Raw genomic sequence first — 19,545 nt, 5'->3', positions numbered from 1 at the left:
ATGTGCTGACGCAGGTTAGGTGTGGACACTCTGAACCGCGCTGCGCCCTTGGAGGCCCGCCATCGCCCCAGACGCGATCTCGATGATCTCGGCGGTGATCGCTTCTTGCCGCTCTCTGCGTGCAAGGGCCTCCAGGACACCCAACTCATCCTCAATCTGGCGGGATGCGGCGGACATGGCGGCCATCCGCGCCTCGTTCTCTGCGACGAAAGCATGGAGTGCGGCACGGGTCAGTCCGGCGTGAAGTTGGTCCAGTGCCAGCGCGGCAGCAAGATCGGCGGCAGGCAGGTTGGTCAGCGGTGCGGCCCGAGGTGCGGCGTCTTTCGCGGGCGGCAGCGGGAACAAGGCGCTGCGTTCAACCGCCGCCTGTCCATGGTTCCAGATCGAATGAACCACGGACACCGGGCGCAGGTCGCCGTCTGCGAGCACCGCCCCCAGCACCCGGTCCGCGAACTTCGGCAGGCTGGCAGAGCGGGACGGCATCGCGGCCGACCATACGGGAAGGGTCCCCCGTGCCGCCGCAATCGCCGTCCCGCGATTTCCGATCAGGAACAGATCGGTGCCTTCCGGGATCGCTCCAACGGCGTCCAGCACACGCTCCGAGAATCCGCCGACGAACCCCTGTTCGGCGCAGAACACCAAAAGCGCCGGACGGGCCGTCAGGTCAGGTTCTTCCTGAGGCATCCCCGCCAGGCCCTGCGACAATGCCGCGTCCAGCGTGGCGGCATATTCGTCCACGGCCGCGATCTGGGCGCGGGCGGTGCGGGCGCGGGCACCGGCAATACCTGTCATTGCGCGCACGACGCTGCCCAGTTGGCGGATGCCGTCAATCCGGGCAGAGAGGTCGGCGTCAGACATCGGTGGTGGCCTGTGAAATGGCCAGCTTGCTCAGAACCGCCAGCAGCGCGGCCTCGTCAGCCGTCTCCAGTTTCCCCGTTGTCTCGATCTTGCGTAGCACGTCAGCGCCTCCTGCTTCCAGAGACGTGGCCAGATCGTCGCGAAATCTGGCGAGCTGATCGGGCGCCAGCGCGTCCAGCAGCCCCTCCTGCACCGCCAGCACCAGCGCCACCTCTTCGCCCAGCCGCATCGGCGTATGCTGGTTCTGGCGCAGCACCGCGCGCAGCCGCGCCCCGCGCGTCAGCTTTGCCTGCACCCGCGGCTCGATGGTGCCGCCGAAGCGGGTGAACACCTCCATCTCCAGAAACTGCGCATAGTCCAGCCGCAGGGATTTCGCCGCATCGCGCAGCGCGGGGGCCTGCGTCTTGCCGCCCACGCGACTGACCGACACGCCCACATCGACAGCGGGTTTCTGGCCTTCTTGGAACAGCCGCGCATCCAGCACGATCTGCCCGTCGGTGATCGAGATGAGGTTGGTCGGGATATAGGCCGACAGGTTCCCCGCCTCGGTCTGCGCAATCGGCAGCGCCGTGAGCGACCCACTGCCTTTGGCTGCTGACAGCTTGGCTGCGCGTTCCAGCAGGCGGGCGTGGACGTAAAACACATCGCCCGGATAGGCCTCGCGCCCCGGTGACTGGCGGGTCAGCAGGGCGATCTCGCGGTGGGTGGCGGCGTGTTTGCTCAGATCGTCGATCACGATCAGGGCATGCTGGCCCTTGTCGCGGAAATGCTCGGCCATGGTCATGCCGGCAAAGGGGGCGATCCATTGCAGGCCGGGCGGGGTGGCGGGCCCGGCCACCACCACGATGCAGCGCTCAAAGGCGGCATGGGTCTGCAACGCATCGACGGCGCGGCGCACGGCAGAGGTTTTCTGGCCGACCGCGACATAGATGCAGATCATGTCGGTGTCGCGCTGCGCGATGATCGTATCAATCGCCAGCGTCGTCTTGCCCGTGGCCGGATCGCCGATGATCAACTCGCGCTGGCCCCGCCCCAATGCGAACAGCATATCGACCACCAGCACCCCGGTCTGCACCGGATTGACGACCAGGTCGCGCTCGATGATGCCGGGGGCCTCACGCTCGATGGGCAGGGTCGCGTCGGCGCTGATCGACCCCTTGCCATCCAGCGGGCGACCCAGCGGGTCGACGATGCGCCCCAAAAGGCCGGCCCCCACTGGCACACGCACCACATCGCCCGTGCCGTGGACGGCGTCCCCTGCTTGCAGGGCGTGGGCGGCATCCAGCAGCACACAGCCGATCCGGTCGGGTTCCAGAACCTGCGCAAAGCCAAAAGGCCCGGTGTCAAAGCGCAGCAATTCATCGAGCCGCACGTCCGGCAGGCCTGAAATCATCGCAACACCGTCGGCAATCTCCTCGACCCGACCCCGGTGTTCGGCGAGGGGGCCGAGCGCGGTGGACCTGACGCGGGCGGCGGCGTCTTTCAGCCAGAGCGCATCATGCGGCATCGGAAAGATCGCCCTTTTCGCCAAGGGCTGCGGCGATGCGGTCCAGATCGGCGCGCCACGAATTCCGCAAGCTGAAATGCGGCGCGTGAAGTTCATGCCCCGCAATCAGCGCCGGTTCGGTGCGGAAGGTCAGCTTGGCAGGGGTGCCAAGGGCGTTTGTGATTGCTGCGGCAATCCGGTCCTGGACCGGGCTGTCCTGATCGGCGGCACTCACGAGCTCCAACTCCACACCCGCCAGCGCCGTGCGCTCGGTATCGGACAGCGCCGCAAGACCCTCCACCAGCCAGCGCAGAAACGCCGCATCGGTCGCCGGGCCGTCGAGCCGCGCAGCAAGTTGACCGGCAATGGTCAGCGCGAGGCCTTGTGCCTCGTCAATTGCGTTGGCCTTCAGCGTCTCGGCGGCGCGGACGCGGGCGGCCTTGGCGGTGGCGTGCAGGGCTTCGGCTTCGGCCCGCGCTTCGGCCAGCAGGGTTTCTCGGGCGGCCTGTGCATCCTTGCGGGCCGTGGCCAGCATCGCGTCACGCTCGGCAGCAAGCCCCGCCTTTGTGGCGGCAATCTTGGCCAGTGCAGCCTCGGCCTCGGCCTGTTTTGCCTTTGCCTCGTCCAGCAGGGTCGCAACGGTTGCCTGCCGCGCGGCGATCATCGCAGCCACTGGTTTCCAGAAGAACCGGTGCAGCAGCCAGATCAGGACAAGGACATTGACCGCCTGAAAGCCAAGGGTCCAGTAGTCGAACGTCATGGCATCATCGGGTTGGCGAACAGCAGCAACAGCGCGATGACAAGGCAGTAGATGGCCGTTGTCTCGATCATCGCCAGACCTACGAACAGCGTCCGCGAGATGGTGTTGGCAGCCTCGGGCTGGCGAGCGATGGCATCCATCGCGGCGGCAACCGCGCGTCCCTCGGCCAGCGCTGGGCCAAGCGCGCCGAAAGACACTGCAAAGGCGGCGCAGAAGATGCTGACGATGTTGACATAATCCATTCAGGACTCCTTGGTTTCGGGGGCGGTTTGAGGCTTGCCCTTCTCCACGGCGGACGTGATGAACACCATCGACAGCACCGCAAAGATGTAGGCCTGCACGGCGCCCGTCAGCAGATCGAGCACCATCAGCGGGATTGGCACCAACAGGGCGGCCAAGGATCCGACGATGGCGATCACGAACACCCCGCTCATCACGTTGCCGAACAGCCGCACGAACATCGAAATGCTGCGGGTGATGCTTTCAAGCATGTTGAGCGGGATCATCACGGGGTTGGGCAGGGCAAAGCCGCGCAGAAAGCCGCCCACGCCACCGCCCCGGATGCCGAAGAAGATGATTGACAGGAACACGATGGCGGCCAGTGCTGCGGGCGTTTCCATCGTGGCGGTGGGCGGTGTGACGCCGGGGATGAGCGAGGACCAGTTGGCGATCAGGATGAACAGGAAGAGCGTGCCGACAAAGGCGCGGTAAGGCGCCGGCGCGGCTCCGGTCACATCGCGGATCTGCTGATCGACGGTGCCGACCAGCAATTCCGCCGTCGCCTGCGCCCTTGACGGGACCATTGTCAGGCGGCGAGTCAGCAAGGCCGCGCCCAATACCAGCACCGCCATGATCGCCCATGTCACCACCACCGACGCCATGATCGGCACAGCGAACGATTCTGGCCCCACCATGAACAGCGGGAATGTTTCCAGCGGGCTGTCCATCACACCGCCCTCCGCATCATGGCAAAGCGCCCGATCAGCAGTCCAAGTGCGGCTGCCAGCAACGGCCCGGCCCCCTGCATCGCCGCGATGACAAGCACCCCGCCAAGCCCGGCCATCCGCAACAGCACAAGCGCCACACCGAACCATGGGCCGCCGCGCCGCCGCGACAGCATGAGATCGGCGCTGTGCCGCACCATGCGGAAGTAGATCAGGCCGATCAGCACCCCACCCGCCAGCCACAGCGTCAGGATCAACAGACCGCTCATGCGCTGCCCATCCAGCGCCAGGCGAACCAGCCACCAAGCACAAGCCCGACCATCAGCAGCGGTGCCGTCCAGAACAGCCCCGTATCGAACCGCCCGTCCAGCCAGCGACCCAGAGCAATCCCGCCCAGCATCGGCGCCACGATGATCCAGCCCAACACGCCGATCTGCGCCAGCCGCCGACCGACCGATGCCTCTCCGTCACGCGCCCATGCCGCACGCCTTGCCTGATGGGTGCGCACTTCGCGGATCAGGGGATCGTCGTCTTCAGGGTCGCTCATACACCCGCCCCCCGTGGTTTCGGCTGTAAGCGGGCCAGCATCTGCCGCATCGCGCTCAGGTGCAGGCGCGTGGTTTCCACATGCTCGACCCTTTCCTCGTCCATCTCGGCGCGGAACCGGGCCAGCACCTCGCGGTCGAGCGTTGCCAGATCGTCGCCCGTCACCGCCTCGCGTGTGGCGATGGCGACCTGGCCCGCGTTCACTGTCAGCGCCCCGCCGCGGACGGCGCAAAACCGGGCCGCACCGTCTGGCGCCGTCCACGAGACGACCGACACCGCAAGCCGGGTCAGGAAATCGGCATGGCCCGGCAGGATGCCAAAGCTGCCGCTGGCATCCATGGCGCGCAGGCTGCCGGCCGGCTGATCCACGATGATCGCCAGCGGGGTCATGATGCGCAGGGATATGGAGCGGGTCATGCGGCGGCCGTTTCTTTCGCACGCCCGTCTGCAAAACGGCCAACCATGTAAAGAGATGCCTCGGCCCACTGATCCGCCTCGCCGTCCAGAATGGCGCGGCATCCGGCGAGTGTGTCAGCGCGTGTGACGGACTGGCCCGGTGTGCCGGTAAATGCCTCGGTCACGGCAAAGGGTTGGCTCAGGAAACGTTGCAGGCGCCGCGCACGCGTGACGATGCGCTTGTCGGCGCTGCCCAGCTCCTCGACGCCCAGAAGCGAGATGATGTCCTGCAATTCGGCAAACCGTGCCAGCATCTCGCGCACCTCGCTGGCAATCCGGTAGTGGTCATCGCCCACCACGGCCGGATCGAGCAGTGTGGAAGAGGATGCCAGCGGATCAATCGCCGGGTAGAAGCCTTGCCCCGCCAGCGCGCGGCTCAGCACGATCACGCAATCCATGTGGCCCGATATCGTCGTCACCGCCGGATCGGTGAAATCGTCGGCCGGGACATAAACCGCTTGAATCGACGTCACCGCCGCGCCTGCGACCGAGGCGATGCGTTCCTGCAATCCCGCCACCTCGGAGGCCAGCGTCGGCTGATACCCGACGCGCGAGGGTAACCGGCCCAGCAGGCTGGATACCTCGGCCCCCGCCTGAACAAAGCGGAACACGTTGTCCATGAGCAGCAAAACGTTCTGGTGTTTTGTATCGCGAAAGTATTCCGAGATGGTCAGCGCGGTCAGTGGCGCGCGCCACCTTGCCCCCGGCGGTTCGTTCATCTGGCCGTAGACCAGCACCGTACGGGGCAGAACGCCCGACTCCGACATCTCGGTCAGCAACTCGTGCCCCTCGCGCGACCGCTCGCCGATGCCTGCAAAGACCGAGATTCCTTCGTATTTCTCCACCATGGCGTGGATCAGTTCCATCACCAGAACCGTCTTGCCCACGCCCGCACCGCCGAACATCGCCGCCTTGCCGCCCTGCGCCATGGGCGTCAGCAGGTCGATCACCTTGATGCCGGTCTCGAACACCTCGGTCGTGGTGCTTTGCGCAGACAGCGGCGGCGGGGCGGCATGGATTGACCGACGCGGGGTGTCCTCGGGCAGCGCCTCACCCAGATCGCGAAGGCCACCCGTCACATCGAGAAGTCGGCCCAGCACCGCGGCCCCCACCGGCACGGTAATCGGTGCACCGGATGCGCGCACGGGCACGCCACGCGCCAAGCCCGCCGTTGCCTGCAAAGCGACCGCGCGCAGGGTCGTCAGGTCAAGATGGCTCTGCACCTCCAGCATCAGCGGGCCGGGGCGGTCCAATTCGACCAGCAGCGCCTCGTTGAGCGCTGGCAGCGTGCCCGAATCGTAACGCACATCGACCACCGCGCCGCGCACGGCATGGACCCGCCCTGCGGGTGTCGCCTTGGGCATCGGGTCTCCTTTCGGGGTCTTGACTCACGCCGCATCGGGCGTTTGACCCGATTGTGATCGAGTGGACCGGTCCCTGCACTGATGTGCATCAGGGACGGAGCAGACAATTGCGCGTTGACTGCCCTTGAGTTGGCGTCCGATCGGACGCCGCCAGATGCAGCCATGGAAAGGGAGACCGCGATGAAGGGCTATGTTGCCGATATCGAGAAGCTGACCGAGAAGAACGAGGATTTCCGGCATGTTCTCTACACCGGCACGCATCTGCAACTGGTGTTGATGGCGCTGAAACCCGGGCAGGACATCGGGACCGAGACGCACGCGACCCATGACCAGTTCTTTCGCATCGAAAAAGGCAAGGGTGCCATCGTGATCGACGGCGTGACCCACAAGGTCAAGGACGGCGATTGCGTCATCGTGCCCGCCGGCGCGGTCCACAACCTGACCAATACCGGCGACAAGCCCCTGCATCTCTACACGCTCTATGGTCCGCCCGAACACATGGATCGTCTGGTCCAGCAAAAGAAGGCCGAGGCCGAGGCTTCGCACGAGACCTTCGATGGCGTGGCAACCGAGTAGCCGTCGCAGGCTTCTGATCGGCGGCGCAGCGGTGCTTGACGCTGCGCTCATCGGGACTGGTGGAGCTCTGCGGGCCCTGAGCCCCGGTGAGCCGCCGCGGCTGGTCGATGAGGCCGGGCATCGGATCGCAGGGAGTTTGTCTGAACGGGTTTTTGTCCCGATCAACGGCATCCGTCAGGGGATTATCATCCAGGGCCGGGATCCGTCAAACCCCGTTCTGTTGTTCCTGCACGGCGGACCGGGCATGCCCGAGTTCTTTCTGAACACCACGCATCCCACAGGACTCGAGAATGACTTCACCGTGGTCTGGTGGGAACAGCGCGGTGCGGGCCTGTCATTTTCAGCCGATATCCCGCCACAGAGCATGACTGTCGCGCAAATGATCGCGGACACGGTCGCGGTGGCAGACTACCTGCGCGACCGCTTCCAACAGGACAAGATCTACCTTCTCGGTCATTCCTGGGGCAGCTTCCTGGGCATACAGGTCGCCGCGGCGGCCCCCGAGCGGTTTCATGCCTATGTCGGCATGGGACAGGTCTCTTATCAACTGCAATCAGAGGTCGCGGCCAACGCGTTCCTGCTGGAGCAATACCGCGCGCTGGGTGATACCGCGATGGTGCGCAGGCTGGAGGCGGCCCCTGTCAGCAGGGCGGACGGCCTGTCGGATGCCTGGCTGCGGGTGCGCGACGACGCGATGCACAGGCTCGGCGTCGGCACGACGCGCGACATGCGATCGGTCATCTCCGGGGTGTTCATTCCCGTGTGGCGCTGCCGCGCCTACACCATCTGCGAAAAGATCGCGATCTGGCGAGGAATGGCGTGGTCCAGACGTTTCCTATGGGATGAATTCATCGCAACGGACCTGACGACACGGATCCACCGGCTCGATCTGCCGGTGTACTTCTTTACCGGCGCGCATGACCTGACAGCAAATCACGACCTGTCGCGTATGTACTTCGACCAGATCGATGCCCCGGTGAAGGGGTTCTACACATTCGATGCATCGGCCCACAGTCCGCTGTTCGAAGAGCCGCTGCGCGCCCGCGAGATCCTGAGACAGGACGTGTTGTTCAATCGCGTCCGGTTGGCGGACGGGCCGGCAGGGGACTGACGCAGGTTGCGACCGGCTGAAGGCTTCCGCGTTACGGTGACTACTACTCCAAAAGGACTCCGTCATGTTGCGATCCTTGATTCTTGCCTCTTGCCTTCTGACGGGTCCGGTACTTGCCGACACCTCTTTGCTGACCATCACGCAGGACCGATACGAGGCAGGCGCCAACCTGCGGTTCGACGGACCACCTGTGCAGGACCTGTTCATGGCGGGCAATCGCGTGGTCGTGGCGGCCCCCGTTGCGGGGTCCGCGCATTTGGCTGGACGGCGCATGACGGTCGAGGGGGCGGTTGCGGGCGATGTGTTCGCGGCGGGCTACCGGGTCGAGGTGGCCGGGGCGGTGGGTGGCGATGCCACCGCCATGGGCTATGAGGTCATCACCGGGTCCGTCGCAGGCAACCTGCGCGTCACCGGATCAGAGATCACGATCGGGCCTGTCGGGGGCTATGCGCTGATCATCGGGGCCGATGTCAGCCTGACCGGCTCGATTGCGGGCGATGCCGTTCTGGTGGCGGATGACATCAGGTTCGGCCCCGAAGCCACGGTTGCGGGGTCGCTGACGATCTATGCCGAGGATCCCGAGCGCGTCCGCGTCCCTGAAACCGTCGCCCCGGCGGCGCGGGTCACTATCGAGCAGCGGGCGAACTATGACCGGGCGGACTGGTCAAGAATGGCGTCGCCGAGTCCCGCGCTGTGGCAGATCGTCGGCGGGTTTCTGGTCGGTGTCCTGATCTCGGGCCTGATCCTGGCCATGGTGATCGCCATCGCGCCCAAAGCGGTGCAAAGCTGGCGGGAGCTGGCGCTGGCTCATCCGGGCCGGGCGATCTGGTCGGGTTTTCTGGTCACCTCCGCGCTGGCAGGATCGGGCTTTGTGCTGATGCTGACCATCATCGGCATGTTCCTGCTGCCGGTCATGCTGATCGTCACCGCCGTGGCGATCTTCGCGGGCTATGCGCTGGGATCCTATGTGCTGGGCGTCGGGCTGTGGCTGGCGGCGGGGCGGGCGATGCCAGACGGGATCGCGGGCAAGTTCGGGCTTGCTTGTCTTGGCGCCTTTATTGCCGGGCTGGCCTGGCTCGTGCCGGTGGCCGGCTGGTTCTTTGTTCTGGGCCTGACAATGCTGGGGATCGGCACGCTGGCAGCCTTCGTTCTGCCGCGCGGCATGTTGCTGCGGCGTAGTGAGGCGGCGACATGACGATGGGTCGCAGAGGCCTGCTGACTGGCGGCGGGGTGGTGTTGGCGAGTCTTGGCGCTGCGGGCTGGCTGGGATGGCGCGGCATGGGGTCGTCGGCGGAGATGGCGGCCCTTGTTACCCGTCAGCGGCAAACCCTGCCCCTCCCGGCATCCAGCCGTGATCTGATCCGCTATGCGACGCTCGCCGCGAACGGGCACAACACGCAGCCCTGGCTGTTCCGTCCGGATGCGCGGGGCATCGACATCCTTCCCGACGTCACGCGCCGCACCCCCGTCGTGGACCCCGACGATCACCACTTTTTCGCAAGCCTCGGATGTGCAGCCGAGAACCTTGCACTTGCCGCAGGCGCGCGGGGGAAATCGGGCGAGATCGGGTTCGATCCCGAAGGCGGCGGCAGGGTGCGCGTCGATCTTGGCACGGCTCAGGGCGGCGATGCGGCGCTGTTCGAGGCGATCCCGCTGCGGCAATCCACGCGGTCTGACTATGATGGCAGCGCGGTGAGTGCCGCCGATCTGTCGCAGCTTGCGATGTCAGCAGCGGTTCCAGGCGTCGATCTGATCCTGATCTCCGAGCGGGCGCAGATCGACCAACTGCGCGATCTCGTGATCGCGGGCAATACCGCGCAGATGGCCGACCCGGCCTTCGTGACGGAACTCATGCACTGGCTGCGGTTCAATCCGGCAGCGGCGATGACAACCGGCGATGGCCTCTACAGCGTCGCCAGCGGCAACCCAGCTCTCCCGGATTGGCTGGGGCCACGCCTCTTTGACATGGTGTTCACCGCGCAGGCGGAGAACGAGAAATACGCCCGCCAGATCGCTTCCTCCTCCGGGGTCGCGGTGTTTGTTGCAGCACAAGCCAACCCCGAACACTGGGTGCAGGCCGGTCGCGCCTGCCAGCGGTTTTCCTTGCAGGCGACCGCGCTGGGATTGAAGACCGCATACATCAATCAGCCTGTCGAAGTCCCCGGTCTGCGGGCCGACCTCGCCGCACTGGTCGGTCTGCCGGGGCGCCGGCCCGACATCGTGATGCGGTTCGGCCGCGCGCCCGCGATGCCGATGTCGGCGCGCAGACCGGTCGAAGCGGTGATGGTGTGACCATGCCCTTCGCCATCGACGAGTTCCTGGCCGTCTTTGCTGCCTACAATGCTGCGATCTGGCCGTTTCAGATCGTCGCCTATGGGCTGGGGCTTGTCGTGGCCTTCGCACTTGTCGCGCAGAGCCATGCGCTGATGCGGCTGGGGTTTGCGGGCTTGGCAGTGCTTTGGGCAGTCAACGGCATCGGCTATCACATGATCTTCTTTGCGCCGATCAATCCGGTTGCGCCGGTGTTTGCGGCGTCTTTCGTCCTTCAGGCCGTGCTGTTGCTGGCCAGTGCAATCCAACCCGGCGACCTGCGCCTGCGCCGAAGGTGGGGCTTTCGGTTCGTCGCGGGTCTGATGACGATTGTCTATGCGCTAGCGATCTATCCGGTCCTTGGACTGTGGGCGGGACATGGATTGATGGCTGGCCCGATGTTCGGCGTGGCGCCATGCCCGACGACGATCTTCACGATTGGAATACTGATGATCGCCCATGGGCGCTGGGTCGTCTGGCTGTCCACCATCCCGATCCTGTGGTCACTCATCGGACTGTCCGCCGCAGTTCAGCTTGGCATCCCGGAGGATCTGGGAATGCCCATCGCAGGAGCCCTGCTTGCAGCACTTCTGGCGGCTGCCTTCTGGCAGGGTCGAGCGACACGATGATCGCCGCGACGCCTCAGGCAACGGCGCAACGGCACCCGCAAGCTGCAATCTGGACCTTTGTTGCGCTGACCTTCGGATGGACATGGGGGTTATGGGCCGCCGTCTCGCTGATTGGCCCCTCAGCGCCGCGCCTGAGCGGGGCGCTGTTTCTGGCGTCAGCCTTCGGTCCGGGCGTGGCGGCTTTCGTCACGGTCCTGGGCTTCCACGGCAAGGCAGGCTTTGCGCACTGGCTCAGACGGTGCCTGCGCTGGCGGCTTGGATGGAGATGGTATGCGCTTGCGGTGCTTGCCGCTCCGCTTGCGATGGGGACAGCGCTCGGGCTCAATGCGATTTCAGGCGGCACCACACCCCCGATGCCCGTTCAGTGTCCGATCCTGATCATCATCGCGCAATTCGCTGTCATCACGGTCTTCGGCGGCCCCTTGGGCGAGGAATTCGGCTGGCGCGGCTACGCACTGCCCGCGCTGTCGGACCTGTTGGGATGGCGATGGGCGGCGATCCTGATCGGCGCTGTCTGGGGGCTCTGGCACCTGCCATTGTTCTGGATGCCCGGCACGGCGCAGGCCGAACTGCCGATGGGACTGTTTCTGGCGAGCACTGTCGCGTTGTCGGTGGTTTTTGCGCGACTGTCCGTGAACACGCAGTTCAGCGTCCTGCCCGCAATCCTGCTGCACGGGGTGATCAACTGGTCGTCGATGGTGCTGCCGGTCATGCCGGCGGGCGGCGATACACAACCCTACTCGATCGTCATGGGGCTGGTGATGCTGCTCGCTGTCGCAGTGATGCTGAAACCTGGCCCACATCCAGCGGCGGCGGGAAATCCGCCATGATTGTCATCTACATCCTGCAAACACTTCTGCCCCTGACGCTGGTCCTCTGGATGGCGCTTCTGCCGCCGCGCAACCTGGTCGGCTTCTGGCTGTTGTCTGTTGCCGCAGCGCTCCTGATCCTGATGGTGGCCTTGCAGGGCGTATGGGTGTTTCCGCCATGGTGGGTGCCATATCTGCTGGCCCTGTCGCTCGTTGCCGCCGTGACGTTGCACCTCATCCGGGCGCAGGGAAGACCTATCCTGCCGACCAGCCGCGTCGGATACCTGCCCGTTGCGGTTCTGGTCGCGATCGCCGCTTGGTCCGGCGCGCAATCATGGGCGGCGATATCGGCACGTCAGATCCCCCAAGGGCAAGCGATCGACCTTGGCTGGCCACTGGCACCCGGGATCTATCTTGTTGCCAACGGCGGCGCGTCACCATCGATCAACGCGCATGCGGCGCTGATCGACCCCTCGCATCCCTTGCACGCAGGGTTTGGTGGTAGTGGCTATGGCGTCGATCTAATCGCCGTCAATCGCTGGGGCATTCGCACCGCTGGCATCCAACCTTCCGAGCCGTCGGCCTATGCCATCTTCGGTACACCCGTGCTTGCGCCGTGCGCAGGCGAGGTCGTTATGGCAGTTGATGACCGCCCCGACATGACGGTGCCCTTGGTCGACGATGGCTATCCGGCCGGGAACCATGTCCTTCTGCGCTGCGCCGGCATCGACATCCTGCTGGGTCACTTCCGGCAGGGCAGCGTGCAGGTCGCGACGGGCGATATCATCGCTGTGGGTCAGCAGATCGGCGAAGTCGGCAATTCGGGCGAAACCGGCGAGCCGCATCTGCACATTCACGCCCAGCTTCCAGGCACGCCTGAGAGGCCGTTCTCCGGCACCCCGGTTCCCATCCGCTTTGAGGGGCGCTTCCTGGTCCGCAACGACATCGTGGACCTGACCTTGCCACGTCACCGAAACAGCCCGGATAGATGATGCAATGGACATTCTGAAATTGATCGCCGCTGCGTTGATCCTGGTCGCAATCCTCTACGGCGGCCTCGTGGCCTTTGGTGCGTGGCGCTGGAAGGAGGCGACAGGGGTGCTTGTCGCGCGGCTGGACGCGGCGGACTTTACGAATGGCCCCCTGCGCTACGATGCCCGCGATATTGCCGATCTTCCCGCCCCGGTCAGGCGATACTTCGAGCAGGTTCTGACAGACGGCCAGCCGATGGTCAGATCGGTCGATCTTGAACTGGGCGGCATGTTCAACTTGAGCCTTGATGCACCACAATGGAAGCCGTTCACCTCCACGCAGCATGTCGTTGCCAACCGCCCGGGCTTTGTCTGGAGCGGGCGGATTTCGATGTTTCCCGGCGTCCCCGTGCGCGTGCATGATGCCTATGTGGCGGGGACAGGTGTGCTCCGCCCCGCGCTGTTCGGGCTTTTTTCGCTGGGAACGGTTGAGGGCGATGGAGAAATCGCGCGGGGCGAGCTGATGCGCTGGCTGGCGGAAAGCGTGTGGTATCCGACCGTCCTGCTGCCCGGACAAGGCGTCACCTGGCAACCCGTGGATGACGCGTCGGCGCAGGCCACACTGATCGACGGGTCGATCACGCTGACCATGCTGTTCCGCTTTGGCGAGGATGGGCTGGTGTCAGGCATCCGTGTCGAGGAGCGCGGCGCGCTGGTGGGGGGAGAAACCGTCATGATGCCGTGGGAAGGCCGATTCCGGGACTACCGCCTTCAGGATGGGATGATGGTCCCCTTTTTCGGCGAGGTGGCATGGATCACACCGCAGGGCGAGCGGCCGTATTTTCGGGGGACGGTCGCGCGGGTCGCCTATCGATTTGCGCAATAACAGACCGGAACGCTCCGAGAGCGCTTCGCTGGGTATTGGCCATGCCCCTGACAGCGCGCGACCGGTCACCCCGTCACAACACCGTCGCCCACCACGATCTGCCGGCGGCAAAGGCCCGCGATCTTTTCGTCGTGGGTCGAGATCAGGAAGGTCGTCCCCTCGTCGCGGTTGATCTCGGCGATCAGGTCCATGACCTGCATGGCCGAGGCGCGGTCGAGGTTGCCGGTGGGCTCGTCTGCCAGCACCAGTTCGGGCCGGTTCATCAGCGCACGTGCCACCGCGACGCGCTGTTTCTGCCCGCCTGACAGATTGGCCGAGGGGAAGTCGAACCGTGCTTCCAGTCCCATGCGCGTCAGCAGTTCGCGCCCGCGCGCACGGGCGACCGGAGTCTCGCGCCCCATCCGCACGGCGGTGGGGAACACCACGTTTTCCAGCGCGGTGAAATCGGGCAACAGGTTGTGGAACTGAAAGACAAAACCGATGTGCAGGTTGCGAAATTCGGTCAGGGCGCGGTCATTGGCGGCCACCAGATCCTGCCCCAGCATGGCGTGGCGGCCCGATGTCGGCTTCATCAGCGTGCCGAGGATCGTCAGCAGCGTGCTTTTGCCCGACCCTGACGGCCCTAGCAGCGCCGCCATCTCGCCCACATCCAGCGTCAGCGACAGGCCGCGCAGAACGCGGGTTTCTGCCTCGCCGGTCCCGAAGGTTTTGACCAGATCCGACACCTCCAGCAGCGCGGTCATTGACCAATAGCCGTGACCGGATCGACCCGCGCCGCCGCCCGTGCGGGCAGGATCGACGCGAGGATCGCGCCGATCACCGTCAGCGTGATCGCGAGGCCATAGGAGCCTTGGGTGATGTCCATCGGCAGGGTGCCAACCTCGAACGCATCGCGCGACGGAAACGGCAGCAGCGCCAGATACCCGAGTGCCGCGCCCGTCAGCCCGCCCATCAGCCCGATCAGCGCGCCCTGGGTCACGAAGACGAAGATCACGAACCCGCGCCCCGCCCCTATCGCGCGCATGATCCCGATTTCCGGGCGACGGCGGTAGGTGGACAGCAGGAGCGCCGAGGCCACCCCGATCACGATGGTGATCAGCGCAAAGGATTTGAGGAAATACCCGGTCTGGGCCTGCGCGTTCAGCGCCTCCATCAGTTGTTCCGCGCCGTCGGTCCAGGGCACGGCATCCAGCCCCGTCAGCGCCCGGATGCGCAGAGCCGTGGCGTCGGCGGCGTTCAGGTCGGCCAGCTTGATCTCGATCCGTGTGACGCCCTGCGGCAACCCGAAGAGTGTCCGCGCGGTGGACAGGCTCACGTAGGTGCTGCTGGCGTCGATCATGCCATTGCCGGTGCTATAGATGCCGCTCAGCGTCAGCACTGCGGAAACCCCACTCGAGGATTGCAGCCGCAGCGTTTGGCCCAGTCGGAGCGACAGATCGTCGGCCAGGGTCTCGCCCAGCACGATCAACCCCGCACCCAGACGGGCCGAGCCTTGGGTCATGTAGCCGTCCAGGTTGAGGATCGCGGATTCGCGACCCGGCTCCAGCCCGGTCACCGACACCTGCGCAACCTGTGCCCCTCTTGTCAGGAACCCTGCACCGGTGATCTGGGGCGAGACGGCGATGACCCCCGGTACGGTCTCTATGAGAGGGACAAAGGTTGCGGCCTCGGCCAGCGTTGCGGTACGGGCGCGGCCGCGTTCGGTGACGGCAAGGATCATGCCATCGGGGCTGATCAGGATGGCTGGGTCGCGGTCCTCGGCCGTTATGGTGACATGGCTGATGTCACCCACGGTGCGCGACAGGATGAACTCCGCCAGCCCGCCGATCAGCGCCGACATGAAGATGAAGATGAAGACCCCCACCGCGACCCCCAGCACCAGAAGGGCCGTCTGCGCCTTGCTGGCGGTCAGATAGCGGGTGGCGATCTTGAGCGCATAGAGCATCAGGGTGCCCCCACGCGCACCGCTTGCCCGTCGGTGATCCCGGTCGCGTCCAGGATCAGCACCTCGCCCGGGGCCAGTCCGGCGGTCACGATCAGCCGCGCGGCGGGCCAGTCGATCACCGATACGGGGCGGCGTTGCGCGGTCCCATCGGTGATCACGAAGACCGCGTCGCCCGCCTCGGTCGTCTGGATCGCCGCGCGCGGCACGGTGATCGCTGCATCGAGGCTGTCCATGATGATGTTGATCGTGACCGTCAGGCCGACCGGGGCAAGCACCGGCGCGTCGAAGCCGAGTTCGACCGCAAGGCCCCCGGTCGCCGCGTCGACCCGCTGCGACACACGCGCGACACGGCCATCGCGCCGGGCCGTCTCACCGGCCAGTTGCATCACTGCGGGCAGGTCCGTGTGTATCTGGGTGGCGTAGGCCTCGTCGACATCCGTCCGGGCGACCAGTTGTTCAAGGTCGGCGATCGTCATCAACAGGGTCGAAGGGTCAATGCTTTGCCCAGGCTCGACATTCAGCGCCAGAATCGTGCCGGTCATGGGCGCGCGGATGGTGTGGTTGTCAAGCTGCACCCGCGCCTGATCGACCAGTGCGGTGGTCCGCGCCACTTCTTGTTCTGCCGATTGAACGGCGCGGGCGGCAGCCTCGAGCGATGAACGGGGGACGTTTGCGCCAAGTGCCTCGGTCCGTGCAAGCGTGTCCCGTGCCTGCGCCTCGGCCACCAGGGCAGCGTCGAGCCCCGCCACGGCCTGCCGCACCATGGCGTGCTGGGCCGCGGCGCTGATCCGGGCCAGGTCTTCGTCCGTTTCCACGCTGTCACCCTCGGTCACTGGGACATCCGCGAGCGTGCCGCCGACCAGCGCACGCACATCGATCGTATGCAGAGCGGCAATCCTGCCGTTGACAGCCAGAACCCGTGTTGCGGGGGCGAGGGCAGCAATTTCCACGGCAACGACCAGCGGCCCGGTTGCCCACGGTTGGACATAGAGACCCAAACCCGCCACCCCGGCAAGGACACCGCCAATGGCCCAGGTCCAGACGCGCCGCGATGGCCGGCGGACGGGAGCCGCAGGTTGCGGACGCACTGCTGGCAAACGGGGCTCACCGGCCATGGTGGACGCGACGGCGACCTTGTCTGAAGGGTCGGATCCCTTTTGTCGTTCCGGCGTTTCCATCTGCCTCTCCAAGCCCGCGAACAGCCCGGATGGGACGGAAGACGGTTGATTGGATCATGATATCAGCTCGGTTTTTGCCATGTGCTGATCTGCATCAAGGCCCGCACCGACAGCCCTATGCGATGTGGGAGGCTGGTGGTCCTGCCGGGAAGGGAAGGCTGACGGATGACTGTCGATCCCTATGAGACGCTCGGCCTGACCAAATCCGCCACACCGGATGACATCAAGAAGGCGTACCGCAAGCTGGTGCGCACCAGCCATCCTGACCTGCACCCCGACGACGCCGGGGCGGAGGCGCGGTTCAAGGCCATCGCTGCCGCCCATGACCTGCTGAAGAATCCCGACACCCGTGCCCGTTTCGACGCGGGCGAGATCGATGGGGCGGGTGCTGAACGGCCGCAGCGCCAATACTACCGCGATTTCGCCGAGGCCGGAGGAAATCCGTACCAGCAACGGCACGGGTTTGAACGCCACGTTGATCCGGCTGACATCTTTGCGGAAATCCTGCGCCAGCGAACACGCCAGGACAGCGATGATTTCAGTGGCCACGGGTATTCCGCGCCCGGCTCTGATCTTCGATATGCGCTCGAGGTGCCCTTTCTCGACGCCGCGCGCGGGGGTGAGATGCGCATCACCCTGCCGGACGGCGCCAGCCTGGCGGTGCGGATCCCGCAAGGGGCACATGACGGTCAGACCCTGCGCCTTCGCGGCAAGGGTGGGCCGGGCTTTGGGGGTGGTGCTCCGGGTGACGCGCTGATCACGCTGTCGGTCAGCCAACATCCCGTCTTCCGTCGAATCGGCGATGACGTCTTCGTCACCCTGCCCATCACCATTGATGAGGCCATTCTTGGAGGGAAGGTCACGGCGCCGACTATCTCCGGGCCTGTCAATCTGACGATCCCGAAAGGCGCAAGTTCCGGCCGGGTTCTGCGCTTGCGTGGACGCGGCGTGGCACATCAAGGGGGAAAGACCGCCGGTGATCAGCTTGTTGACCTGAAGATCGTGACACCCCCGGAGATCGACGGATCCTTGCGCGACTTCCTGACCGAATGGCGCAAGACCCATTCCCATGACCCGCGCGTCGATCTGCTCAACGAGGCCGCATCATGACCGACCATCTGACCGAGGACGAAGTGCTTGTCGCCATTCCGGGGCTGACGCGGACCCGTCTTCTCGCATTCGTCGAGTCCGAACTGATCATTCCACTGCGCTGGGAAAATGCGGGCGACCCAGTCCATGTCTTTCGCCGGGTCGACTGCGCCCGCCTGCACTTGCTTTGCGATCTGACAGATGGTCTTGAACTCGACGAAACGGCGCTCGGCGTCGTCATCACCCTGATCGATCAACTCCACGCCACACGCAAGGATCTTCTGGCCATTGCCCGTGCCGTGGATGGTGAACCACCCGATGTGCGTGCCCGGATCGGATCGGCTATCGTCAGATTTCAGAGGTGATACTGGACCAATGTTCGTGATCTCAGCTTGAGCGCTCACTCCACCAACCTGACCATCTTGTCAGCAGCGGTGGTCGAGACGGTCCAAGTTCCTTCAATGGCCTAACGCCCCGCGACAGCCCGACATGGGCGGCGTACTGACGCTCGCTCATGCCCTGCATCGACGGCTCCGATTATCATTCAAGATCATGTCCTTATCGAGTTGATAAGCGTCGCGGACAGAGGGAACGTGATCCCACGAGGACGATGCAACTCACCACGGAGCCACCACGATGACCACCCGCCTGAGCCCGATCACCACCCCGCGCCACGAACTCCGCGCCGAGAAGGCGCGCCGGAACAAGGAAGCCGCGCTCGCGGCCTTCATCGGCAAGAAGGCGGAGATCGACGAGATGCTCGCCCGCCTGCAGGCGCTCAGCGACGACCACTTCAACGCCCGCCCCGACGAAGTGAACTGGGGCCACGTCGGCACCCTCGGACACTACGCCAGCCTCCTCAAGCGCATCACCGACAGTGCGTTTGGCGAGGGCGAACACGCCCGCTGATCTCCGGCCCAGCCAGAACTCCTGCCGCGCGCCCTGCGCGGCTCGGGGTCGTAGAAGGCGCCGCATTTCGCGGGCCCGAATACGGAGACGACCCCATGACCAAGCTTTCCGATACCCAAGCCATCATCCTCAGCGCCGCCGCCCAGCGGCCCGAGCACATCGCCCTGCCGCTGCCCGGGAGCCTGTGCGGCGGGGCCGCCGCCAAGGTGGTCGGCGCGATGCTCGCCAAGGGCTTCCTCGATGAGGTCGACGCGGACGTGCGCAACGGCGAGCCCGTCTGGCGCGAGACCGGCGACGGCCACGGCGTCACGCTGGTCGCCACCGACGCAGGCCTCGCCGCCATCGGCATCGAGATCGATGACGCGAACCCCGCGCCTGCGGGCGCGACGGGCGCGCCGACCGATGAGCCCGCGCCTGATACCCCCACCGGGGCCGAGACCGCGCCCAAGACGCGCACGCCGCGCGAGGGCACCAAGCAGGCCACGCTGATCGCCATGCTGCGCGCGCCGGACGGCGCGACCATCGAGGAAATCGTAGCAGCACTCGACTGGCAAGCTCACACCGCTAGGGGCGCCATATCCGGCGCGCTGAAAAAGAAGCTGGGCCTGACGATCACCTCCGAGAAAATCGAAGGGCGTGGCAGGGCCTACATGATCGCAAAGGACTGACCCCGCGCACGGCATCCCGTTGAATGCCGCCGCCCCAAGAGGGCGGCGGC

General features: G+C 65.6%; 24 protein-coding genes. 12 read left to right on the top strand and 12 right to left on the bottom strand.

The window, feature by feature from the left end:
• Positions 1-15: 15 nt before the first annotated feature.
• Genes EV216_RS15115 through atpD form a run of 9 tightly spaced genes read right to left on the bottom strand, consistent with a single transcriptional unit; the run spans position 16 to position 6,414 of the window.
• On the bottom strand, positions 16-858 hold the full coding sequence (locus EV216_RS15115; RefSeq protein WP_132696365.1) for a F0F1 ATP synthase subunit gamma: 843 nt from the start codon (positions 856-858) through the stop codon (positions 16-18).
• Positions 851-2,365 carry a F0F1 ATP synthase subunit alpha gene (locus tag EV216_RS15110; protein WP_132696364.1) on the bottom strand — a complete coding sequence of 505 codons (1,515 nt, stop codon included), beginning with the start codon at positions 2,363-2,365 and terminating at the stop codon, positions 851-853. Before EV216_RS15110 ends, EV216_RS15115 begins: the two co-directional genes overlap by 8 nt.
• Complete coding sequence (locus EV216_RS15105; protein ID WP_132696363.1) at positions 2,355-3,104, bottom strand: F0F1 ATP synthase subunit B family protein; 750 nt, start codon at positions 3,102-3,104, stop codon at positions 2,355-2,357. The genes EV216_RS15110 and EV216_RS15105 overlap by 11 nt, the downstream gene beginning before the upstream one ends.
• Positions 3,101-3,346, bottom strand: coding sequence for a F0F1 ATP synthase subunit C (locus EV216_RS15100; RefSeq protein WP_132696362.1), 246 nt, complete (start codon positions 3,344-3,346; stop codon positions 3,101-3,103). The genes EV216_RS15105 and EV216_RS15100 overlap by 4 nt, the downstream gene beginning before the upstream one ends.
• Positions 3,347-4,051, bottom strand: a complete 705-nt coding sequence (locus EV216_RS15095; protein WP_132696361.1) for a F0F1 ATP synthase subunit A — start codon at positions 4,049-4,051, stop codon at positions 3,347-3,349.
• Entirely contained in the window at positions 4,051-4,317 is a 267-nt protein-coding gene (locus EV216_RS15090; protein WP_132696360.1) for an N-ATPase subunit AtpR, read from the bottom strand. The genes EV216_RS15095 and EV216_RS15090 overlap by 1 nt, the downstream gene beginning before the upstream one ends.
• Entirely contained in the window at positions 4,314-4,595 is a 282-nt protein-coding gene (locus tag EV216_RS15085; RefSeq protein ID WP_132696359.1) for an AtpZ/AtpI family protein, read from the bottom strand. Before EV216_RS15085 ends, EV216_RS15090 begins: the two co-directional genes overlap by 4 nt.
• Entirely contained in the window at positions 4,592-5,011 is a 420-nt protein-coding gene (locus tag EV216_RS15080) for a F0F1 ATP synthase subunit epsilon (protein WP_243642097.1), read from the bottom strand. Before EV216_RS15080 ends, EV216_RS15085 begins: the two co-directional genes overlap by 4 nt.
• Entirely contained in the window at positions 5,008-6,414 is a 1,407-nt protein-coding gene (gene atpD, locus EV216_RS15075) for a F0F1 ATP synthase subunit beta (RefSeq protein ID WP_132696358.1), read from the bottom strand. The genes EV216_RS15080 and atpD overlap by 4 nt, the downstream gene beginning before the upstream one ends.
• A 180-nt stretch (positions 6,415-6,594) precedes the next feature.
• On the opposite strand from atpD, the gene EV216_RS15070 reads away from it, so the two are divergent.
• From EV216_RS15070 to EV216_RS15040, 8 genes are all read left to right on the top strand, one after another.
• Positions 6,595-6,990: a cupin domain-containing protein gene (locus EV216_RS15070; protein WP_132696357.1), complete on the top strand. Its 396-nt coding sequence runs from the start codon at positions 6,595-6,597 to the stop codon at positions 6,988-6,990.
• The gene (locus EV216_RS15065; protein ID WP_165899278.1) at positions 6,971-8,101 is read left to right on the top strand and encodes an alpha/beta hydrolase; all 1,131 of its coding nucleotides are present in this window, start codon (positions 6,971-6,973) and stop codon (positions 8,099-8,101) included. The genes EV216_RS15070 and EV216_RS15065 overlap by 20 nt, the downstream gene beginning before the upstream one ends.
• A 127-nt stretch (positions 8,102-8,228) precedes the next feature.
• Positions 8,229-9,296 (top strand): DUF8173 domain-containing protein, encoded by a 1,068-nt coding sequence (locus tag EV216_RS15060; protein ID WP_165899277.1) that lies wholly within the window; start codon positions 8,229-8,231, stop codon positions 9,294-9,296.
• Positions 9,293-10,393, top strand: coding sequence for an Acg family FMN-binding oxidoreductase (locus EV216_RS15055; protein ID WP_207894014.1), 1,101 nt, complete (start codon positions 9,293-9,295; stop codon positions 10,391-10,393). Before EV216_RS15060 ends, EV216_RS15055 begins: the two co-directional genes overlap by 4 nt.
• A gap of 2 nt (positions 10,394-10,395) precedes the next feature.
• Complete coding sequence (locus EV216_RS18350) at positions 10,396-11,040, top strand: DUF6064 family protein (RefSeq protein ID WP_165899276.1); 645 nt, start codon at positions 10,396-10,398, stop codon at positions 11,038-11,040.
• Positions 11,037-11,870 (top strand): CPBP family intramembrane glutamic endopeptidase, encoded by an 834-nt coding sequence (locus tag EV216_RS15050; RefSeq protein ID WP_165899275.1) that lies wholly within the window; start codon positions 11,037-11,039, stop codon positions 11,868-11,870. The genes EV216_RS18350 and EV216_RS15050 overlap by 4 nt, the downstream gene beginning before the upstream one ends.
• Complete coding sequence (locus EV216_RS15045; protein WP_132696353.1) at positions 11,867-12,841, top strand: M23 family metallopeptidase; 975 nt, start codon at positions 11,867-11,869, stop codon at positions 12,839-12,841. Before EV216_RS15050 ends, EV216_RS15045 begins: the two co-directional genes overlap by 4 nt.
• Positions 12,842-12,845: 4 nt before the next feature.
• Complete coding sequence (locus tag EV216_RS15040; protein ID WP_132696352.1) at positions 12,846-13,706, top strand: DUF6920 family protein; 861 nt, start codon at positions 12,846-12,848, stop codon at positions 13,704-13,706.
• A 65-nt stretch (positions 13,707-13,771) separates the two neighbouring features.
• On the opposite strand, the gene EV216_RS15035 is transcribed toward EV216_RS15040, so the two are convergent.
• Genes EV216_RS15035 through EV216_RS15025 form a run of 3 tightly spaced genes read right to left on the bottom strand, consistent with a single transcriptional unit; the run spans position 13,772 to position 16,829 of the window.
• The gene (locus EV216_RS15035) at positions 13,772-14,449 is read right to left on the bottom strand and encodes an ABC transporter ATP-binding protein (RefSeq protein ID WP_132696351.1); all 678 of its coding nucleotides are present in this window, start codon (positions 14,447-14,449) and stop codon (positions 13,772-13,774) included.
• Entirely contained in the window at positions 14,446-15,651 is a 1,206-nt protein-coding gene (locus EV216_RS15030) for an ABC transporter permease (protein ID WP_132696350.1), read from the bottom strand. Before EV216_RS15030 ends, EV216_RS15035 begins: the two co-directional genes overlap by 4 nt.
• Entirely contained in the window at positions 15,651-16,829 is a 1,179-nt protein-coding gene (locus tag EV216_RS15025; protein WP_132696349.1) for an efflux RND transporter periplasmic adaptor subunit, read from the bottom strand. The genes EV216_RS15030 and EV216_RS15025 overlap by 1 nt, the downstream gene beginning before the upstream one ends.
• A gap of 165 nt (positions 16,830-16,994) precedes the next feature.
• On the opposite strand from EV216_RS15025, the gene EV216_RS15020 reads away from it, so the two are divergent.
• From EV216_RS15020 to EV216_RS15005, 4 genes are all read left to right on the top strand, one after another.
• Positions 16,995-17,939, top strand: a complete 945-nt coding sequence (locus tag EV216_RS15020; protein ID WP_132696348.1) for a DnaJ C-terminal domain-containing protein — start codon at positions 16,995-16,997, stop codon at positions 17,937-17,939.
• On the top strand, positions 17,936-18,283 hold the full coding sequence (locus tag EV216_RS15015; RefSeq protein ID WP_132696347.1) for a hypothetical protein: 348 nt from the start codon (positions 17,936-17,938) through the stop codon (positions 18,281-18,283). The genes EV216_RS15020 and EV216_RS15015 overlap by 4 nt, the downstream gene beginning before the upstream one ends.
• A gap of 271 nt (positions 18,284-18,554) precedes the next feature.
• On the top strand, positions 18,555-18,827 hold the full coding sequence (locus EV216_RS15010) for a hypothetical protein (protein WP_132696346.1): 273 nt from the start codon (positions 18,555-18,557) through the stop codon (positions 18,825-18,827).
• Between the two features lie 95 nt (positions 18,828-18,922).
• A complete protein-coding gene (locus EV216_RS15005) occupies positions 18,923-19,495 on the top strand; it encodes a DUF3489 domain-containing protein (RefSeq protein ID WP_132696345.1) in 573 nt (190 codons plus the stop codon).
• Positions 19,496-19,545 lie beyond the last annotated feature (50 nt).

The organism is Rhodovulum steppense (assembly GCF_004339675.1).
Lineage (GTDB): Bacteria > Pseudomonadota > Alphaproteobacteria > Rhodobacterales > Rhodobacteraceae > Rhodovulum > Rhodovulum steppense.
The sequence above is the reverse complement of the archived record's forward strand: the minus strand, read 5'-3'. Positions and strand labels throughout refer to the sequence as shown.